The following is a 6791-nucleotide window of genomic DNA, read 5'->3' as shown; positions in this document are numbered from 1 at the left end:
TGAACGCCTTCCAGATCGCCTTCGAAGGACGCCTCACCCCCACCACCAGCCACTGACCTCAACAACCAAGATCAGCCGTTGACTGGACACACCCCTTCCCGTGCTGGTGATAACAGGAGTTCGAGCGGGCATCGTCACCCCTCAGCGTGGAATATTTTACGTGATCGTTACCGGTTTTTCTGCTGGTGCAGCGGTAATTCATAATAAGTCAAATACCGATTACTTCGAGGTGTGCAGGGACGGTAAAAGGGATCCCGTAAGCATCGACTCGACTTTGTGGTGATAACGGGTATCGGAAATTTCCGACATATCCATGGAGCGGGGTTGTGTTGCCCAGCGGCTTCGTGAGGTGGGATGATCCCGGTTCGAGGGAAGTGTCTTATCCGGTGGGTTGCCCCATCTTTCCCTGTTCGTTGCGGTAGTGGTAACTCGGCAGTAGTGAACGTTTATGTGGAGTCGGCCTGGATGTCTATCGGATAATGGGTCGATCCCAGTCTTGCGGTCTTCCTCGGGATTCAATCCGAGACCCTTTCGTGCCGCGGGCAGAGCCAGACCCGCACCGCAGGTCCATCTGAAACTCCACTCTCGTGTCTCTGGTCGAGGATGGGCCGCTACCGACTTCGCCGGACTGAGTGAAGTGGCCCACTCTGCGCCTATCAACGGATTTGATGAAGTGTTACGGCGAAACTTCGGTGGCCACCCGAACATGGCCACCCCTGTATGAGAGGATTCCCAATGAAGTTGTCAAGCCAGGTTGGTAACGCATTGTGAGTGCGTCATGCCGCGGCGGCAGCGGGTTGGGGTGCGCTGATCTCGAAGGTGCGGCCGTCGCGTATCAGGGCCCACATGACGTTGAGGCGGCGGCAGTAGCGGCGGGGGCGGCGCATGTTGCCGCTGATGCGCCCGGAGTCTTTGGGCATGGGTGCCAGGCCAGCGACGCCAGCGAGGCGGTCCGAGCTGCCGAAGACGCCCATGTCCCCGCCGGTGTAGGCGATGAACTCGGCGCCCAGCAGAGGACCCAGGCCGGGCATGCTGAGGATCACTTCGGCATGCGGATGGTCGCGAAACCGGCCCTCGATCAGGGCATCGGTCTCGGCGATCTCCTCATCGAGGGCCATCACCTCCCTCGCGAGCTTGGCAACCATCGTGGCGGCCAGTTTCTCCCCGGCCACGGCGGTGTGCTGAGCCTCGGCGGCTTCGATGGCAGTGTCCGCGACGCGCTGGGAGTTTCGGACCTTGCGGCTCTTGAGCCAGGCCGCGAGACGGTTCCTGCCGATCCGGCGCAGTGCGGCGGGGGTCTGGTAACCGCTCAGCAGAACCAGGGACGCCTTGGATGTGGCGTACTCGAAGGCTCGTTCCAGAGCCGGGAAGTACTCCAGCATCTGGGCCCGCATCCTGTTGATCGCCCGGGTGCGGTCGGCGGCCAGGTCGAGGCGGCGCGAGGTGAGAATGCGCAGGTCAACAGCGAGTTCGTCGCCACGGTGCATCGACTGAAGGTCGCGGCGCATGCGGGCCTGGTCGGCGATGACAAAGGCATCCTTCGCGTCGCTCTTGCCGTCGCCGCGGTAGGAGCCGGAGGCGTGGTGAACAGTGCGGCCCGGGATATAGAGGACGTGCTGGCCGTTGTCGGTCAGCAGCGCGATCATCAGCGCGGCGCCACCGGCGTTGAGGTCGATCGCCCAGGTCACTGGCTCGCCCTCACCCAAAGCCAGCACGTCACCGATCAGTTCGAGCAGGGCACTCTCGTCGTTGGCCACCCGCCGCGACAGCCTGCGCTCACCATCAGCATCGATCACCGTGCAGTGATGCTCGGCCTTGCCCGCATCCGTACCGGCCCACAGTTCGGGCACGGTCACCTCCGAAGTCGTTCCTGTATGTGTCCCAGCAGACGACCTCGCCAGCGTGTCCTTACAGAGCGATCTTGCCGCGCGCATCCCAATGAGTGGTCGAGTCGTCGCGGGGCGCCGGGCGGCCAATCCTCTCGAGCCACCAACGGGCTGACCCACCAAAGCCACACCCGGCACCCCTGGGCTTCCCGATCCTACGAGTGACCGGAATCAACCCACCAACAACGTAAGGACCCATTTCGTATGCTGCAGTCCATGGGGCGCTGGTGCGCTCGCAGACCCAAGCGAATTCTGAGTGTCTGGTTGCTGCTGTCCGCTGCGCTGGTTTCCAGTGTCGTGGTGTTTGGAAAATCGACCACCGAAGCAGTCACCATCCCCGGTAGCGATAGCCAGGCAGCTCGAGACGCGCGTGGCGCCTTTTCCGAATCAGCATCCGGGAAACAGCCCCTTGTCCTCTACGCGCCCCCCACGAGTCCTGCTCTCACGGAGCCCGCCCAGCGCGAAGCGATCGAGAAGGCTGCCCGGGCGATTAAGAGGGTGGACCATGTGGTCGCCGTCACTACGCCCTACGAACCAGCTGGCCGGGGCACTCTCAGCTCCGACGGCCGCACCGGCTACCTGACGATCGATCTCGACGTCACCGGCCGGGACATTACGTCTGCGACGAGCAGGAGCATCACCGACGCGGCTATGCCTGTCACAGATCTCGGGATGGAGGTAACGCCCAGTGGAGACCTTGCCGCAGCCGCGGACCAGAGCTCCACCAGCCACAGCGAAATCATCGGCCTCGCCGCTGCCATCGTCGTACTCGCGGTGGGCTTCGCCAGCCTCATTGCCGCTGGCGTACCTGTCCTCACTGGCACGCTCGGCTTGGCTGTCTCACTGTGCGTGATAGGACTCGTCGGTCACCTTGTCGACATGCCCGCCTCTGGAACCGCCATCGCGGCCATGATCGGTCTCGGTGTGGGTATCGACTACACACTCTTCTGTCTGACCCGATTCCGGGAGCTACGCGCAGCAGGCATAGGCGTGGAAGACGCAGTAGCCAGGACCATGGCTGGTTCCGGGAAGTCGGTAGCCTTCGCGGGTTCCGCCGTTATCGCAGCACTAGCCGGCCTCGCGCTGGGCGGGCTTCCGTTGCTGCACGCTCTGGCGCTGGCTCCGGGAATCGCCGTCCTGGTCGCGATGGCTGTCTCGCTTACTCTTCTGCCGGCGGTGCTCTCGCTGCTCGGACAGCAACTCACCCCCAAGAACACCGCACCAACTACGATGGCAACTCGGCGGTCCGGAGCCCAGAACGCCCACACGCCCCAGAGCAGCGCCGCTCAAGCCCGCCCCCGCGGCTGGGGCCGCATCGCCGTGTATGTCGCCGCCCGGCCTTGGCGCTGTCTGCTGGCAGCCTTGGCCTTTACCGGTGCCCTGACCGCTCCGGCATCTCAGTTGACCTTCGGGCAGCTCGACGCCGGCGACAAAGCCGCCGGATCCGTCAGCCGCATTGCCTACGACCGGATGGCCGCAGCCTTCGGCCCTGGCATCAATGGGCCCCTCCAGGTGGTGAGTGTCCTCCGCAAGGATGTGACCGGGCCTGACGACACACGTGTAGTGACGATCACTAGTGCCTTGCAGAACACCGCAGGTATCGCTGACGTCCTCCCGGCAGAAATAGCACAGGACGGCAAGCACGTGCGCTGGCACGTGACTCCAACCACCGCACCGGGTGATACGGCCACTGCCGAACTCGTCCGTAAGCTGAGGGAGGACGTGCTGCCGAAGGCCACCCACGGCACCGGTCAAGTGGCCCATGTCGGCGGACTCGTGGCAGCCCAGGAAGACCTGAACCGCCGTCTCGCCGAGAGGATGCCGCTGATCGTCTGCTTCGTCCTCACTGTCGCTGGCTTGCTCTTGCTGGCAGCCTTCCGTTCCCCGGTCGTCGCGGTGAAGGCCGGGCTCATGAACCTCGTCTCCATAGGTGCCGCCTACGGCGTCCTCACTGCGGTCTTCCAATGGGGTTGGGGAGCGTCCTGGATAGGCATGGAAGGACCGGTACCGATACCCGGGTATGTACCTTTGCTGATGTTCGCCGTACTCTTCGGTCTGTCCATGGACTATGAGGTCTTTCTCCTCAGCGCGATCCGTGCAGCCTATCTGCGTCACCAGGACAACAAGAGAGCCGTGATCACCGGCCTTGCCGGAAGCGCACGGATCATCACCTCGGCTGCCTTGATAATGGTGAGCGTCTTCCTCGGCTACCTGCTCTCAGACGATCCCATCGTCAAGATGTTCGGCATCGGCCTGTCCACGGCGGTCGCCCTGGACGCCACAGTCGTCCGAGGGCTCCTCGTGCCCTCCACCATGGTGCTGCTGGACCGGGCCAACTGGTGGTTGCCCACATGGCTTGACCGGCTGCTGCCACATATGGCGATCGAAGACGACGGCCATGTGACCGACCGACATGGTTCCATCATCGCCGCGCAGCCCGCGCCCGACAGTTCCTTGCTTGCAGTGCCTGGAGCCACGAAGTAAGAGCCACATGCGGTTGCAGTATTACTGATTTTTTTCATAAGTTCGGTGGGTTTGGTGGCTGTGTGGGTGGGAGGCTGTCGGGGTGACTTATCAACCTTTACCTTTGGCTGCCGGTTCGTCTCTTCCTCCTTTGTCGCGGCCTCAGTTGGCGGAGGCTCGGCGTGTTCGGGCGGTCGAGTTGTTCGAGGGCGGGGTCTTGAATGTGGAGATCGCTCGGGCGGTGGGAGTGTGTTCCGAGAGCGTGCGGCGTTGGCGGCGGGTGTGGGAGGAAGGCGGTGCTGGGTCTGCTGCAGGTTTGGGTGACAGGTTCGGTCACGCGGCCTGGAGGGCCGGTGTGGTCATGACGGTCTCGAATTCGACGGGGGTCAGTCGGCCCAGTGCGGCTTGTCTGCGGCGGCGGTGGTAGGTCCGCTCGATCCAGGTCACGATCGCGATCCGCAGCTCCTCGCGGGTGGTCCAGCTCCGGCGGTCGAGGACGTTCTTCTGCAGCAGGCTGAAGAAGGACTCCATGGCCGCGTTGTCGCCGGCTGCCCCGACCCTCCCTATCGATCCAGCCATGCGGTGCCGGTCGAGGGCACGGACGAACTTCCGGGAGCGGAACTGGACGGATTCAACTGATCGTCGCAACACCTTGATCGGGAGATGGAGCGATGGGTTCTGTGGAGCGGCACAAGCAGGTTCGTGTGTATCGGGGGTTGATGCCGTCGCCGGGCAGGCCGTCGGTGGCCTGGCGTGAGGACAGGGTCAGGTTCTGGAAGGCGATTGCTCGTGGTGTCAAGACCGAGCATGCGTGCAGTGCTGCCGGGGTGTCCGGGCCGGTGGGATTCCGCTGGTTCCGGCACGCTGGCGGCGTGAATCCGTGTCTTCCTGATGAGGTGTCCGGGCGCTACCTGTCGTTTCCCGAACGGGAGGACATCGCCGTCTGGCATGCCCAGGGCGCCGGGGTCCGGGAGATCGCCCGCAGGATCGGACGGGCGCCGTCGACGGTCTCCCGTGAGCTGCGACGCAATCCCTCTACCCGGACCTACAAGCTGGACTACCGGGCCTCGACCGCGCAGTGGCACGCTGAACGCCGGGCCCGGCGCCCGAAGACGGCCAAGCTCGTGGAAAATCCGAGGCTGCGAGCCTATGTCCAGGCCCGGCTGTCGGGGGACGTCACCGACGCCGGAGGCAACCGTGTGGGCCCAAAGGGCCCGGCCTGGAAAGGGCGCAACAAGCCGCACCGCGGCGACAGAGGCTGGGTGACAGCATGGAGCCCGGAACAGATCGCGCGACGCCTGCCGGTCGAGTTCCCCGACGATGAGGACACGCGCATCAGCCACGAGGCGATCTACCAGGCGCTCTACGTCGAGGGACGCGGTGCGCTGAAACGCGAGCTGGTGGCCTGCCTGCGCACCGGACGGGCACTGCGTGTCCCCAGGGCACGCAGCCGGCAGAAGGCGTGGGCCCACATCACCGACAAGGTCCTCCTCAGCGAGCGTCCCGCCGAGGCCGAGGACCGCGCCGTGCCCGGGCACTGGGAGAGCGACCTCATCATCGGCCTGAAACGCTCGGCCATCGGGACTCTCGTCGAGCGCACCACCAGGTTCACCATGCTGGTCCACCTGCCGCGCGAGGAGGGCTACGGTCTGGTCCCGCGCACGAAGAACGGACCCGCTCTGGCCGGATACGGCGCCATCACGATGAAGAACGCCCTGGCCAGGACGATGACCACACTGCCTGACCAACTCCTGCGGTCTCTCACCTGGGACCGTGGCAAGGAGCTGTCCGCGCACGCCGCCTTCACGGTCGAGACCGGCATCCCCGTCTACTTCGCCGACCCCCACAGCCCCTGGCAACGCGGGACCAACGAGAACACCAACGGCCTACTGCGCCAGTACTTCCCCAAGGGCACCGACTTGTCCCGCTGGAACAGCGAAGAACTCCAGGCCGTCGCGGCGGTCTTCAACAACCGGCCCCGGAAAACCCTCGGGTGGCGAACCCCGGCTGAAGTGTTCACCAAGCAGCTACGATCGCTCCCACCAGCCAGCGTTGCGACGATCGGTTGAATCCGTCCTGCGAGCCGCGGTCGGTGTGCAGGATGCACCCGTCGACGTGTTCACGCCGGGCCGCGGCGTTGTCTAGGGCGGTCACGGCCAGGTGGGACTTCATCCGCGCGTCGATGGAATAGCCGACGATCCTGTTGCTGAAGACGTCCTTGATCGCGCAGAGATACAGCTTGCCTTCGCCGGTGGCGTGTTCGGTGATGTCGGCGAGCCACAGCCGGTTCGGGCCGGTCGCGGTGAAGTTGCGGCTCACGAGATCGTCGTGCACGGGCGGGCCGGCGTTCTTGCCCCGGCCGTGCTTCTTGCCGAACACGCTCCACCAGCGGTTGTCCCGGCAGATCCGCCACGCGGTGCGCTCGGCCATGCCGGCCCCGGC

4 protein-coding genes and 2 pseudogenes are annotated in these 6791 nt (G+C 64.7%); 3 read left to right on the top strand and 3 right to left on the bottom strand.

The window, feature by feature from the left end:
- Nucleotides 1-776: 776 nt before the first annotated feature.
- Nucleotides 777-1850 (bottom strand): IS110 family transposase, encoded by a 1074-nt coding sequence (locus tag ACFWI9_RS32120; RefSeq protein ID WP_387168175.1) that lies wholly within the window; start codon nt 1848-1850, stop codon nt 777-779.
- A gap of 240 nt (nt 1851-2090) precedes the next feature.
- On the opposite strand from ACFWI9_RS32120, the gene ACFWI9_RS32115 reads away from it, so the two are divergent.
- Together ACFWI9_RS32115 and ACFWI9_RS32110 are read left to right on the top strand one after the other, a co-directional pair.
- A complete protein-coding gene (locus ACFWI9_RS32115; RefSeq protein ID WP_387168172.1) occupies nt 2091-4370 on the top strand; it encodes an MMPL family transporter in 2280 nt (759 codons plus the stop codon).
- Nucleotides 4371-4452: 82 nt separating this feature from the next.
- A complete protein-coding gene (locus tag ACFWI9_RS32110) occupies nt 4453-4776 on the top strand; it encodes a helix-turn-helix domain-containing protein (RefSeq protein WP_387168170.1) in 324 nt (107 codons plus the stop codon).
- Here ACFWI9_RS32110 and ACFWI9_RS32105 read toward each other — a convergent pair.
- Nucleotides 4683-4979, bottom strand: a pseudogene (locus ACFWI9_RS32105) (integrase core domain-containing protein); the annotation flags it as partial. The gene ACFWI9_RS32110 and the pseudogene ACFWI9_RS32105 overlap by 94 nt on opposite strands.
- 41 nt (nt 4980-5020) lie before the next feature.
- On the opposite strand from ACFWI9_RS32105, the gene ACFWI9_RS32100 reads away from it, so the two are divergent.
- Nucleotides 5021-6418 carry an IS30 family transposase gene (locus ACFWI9_RS32100; RefSeq protein ID WP_387168167.1) on the top strand — a complete coding sequence of 466 codons (1398 nt, stop codon included), beginning with the start codon at nt 5021-5023 and terminating at the stop codon, nt 6416-6418.
- Nucleotides 6419-6425: 7 nt separating this feature from the next.
- Here ACFWI9_RS32100 and ACFWI9_RS32095 read toward each other — a convergent pair.
- Nucleotides 6426-6791: pseudogene (locus ACFWI9_RS32095) on the bottom strand (transposase); the annotation flags it as partial.

Source organism: Streptomyces sp. NPDC127084 (genome assembly GCF_042724175.1).
Lineage (GTDB): Bacteria > Actinomycetota > Actinomycetes > Streptomycetales > Streptomycetaceae > Streptomyces.
The sequence above is the reverse complement of the archived record's forward strand: the minus strand, read 5'-3'. Positions and strand labels throughout refer to the sequence as shown.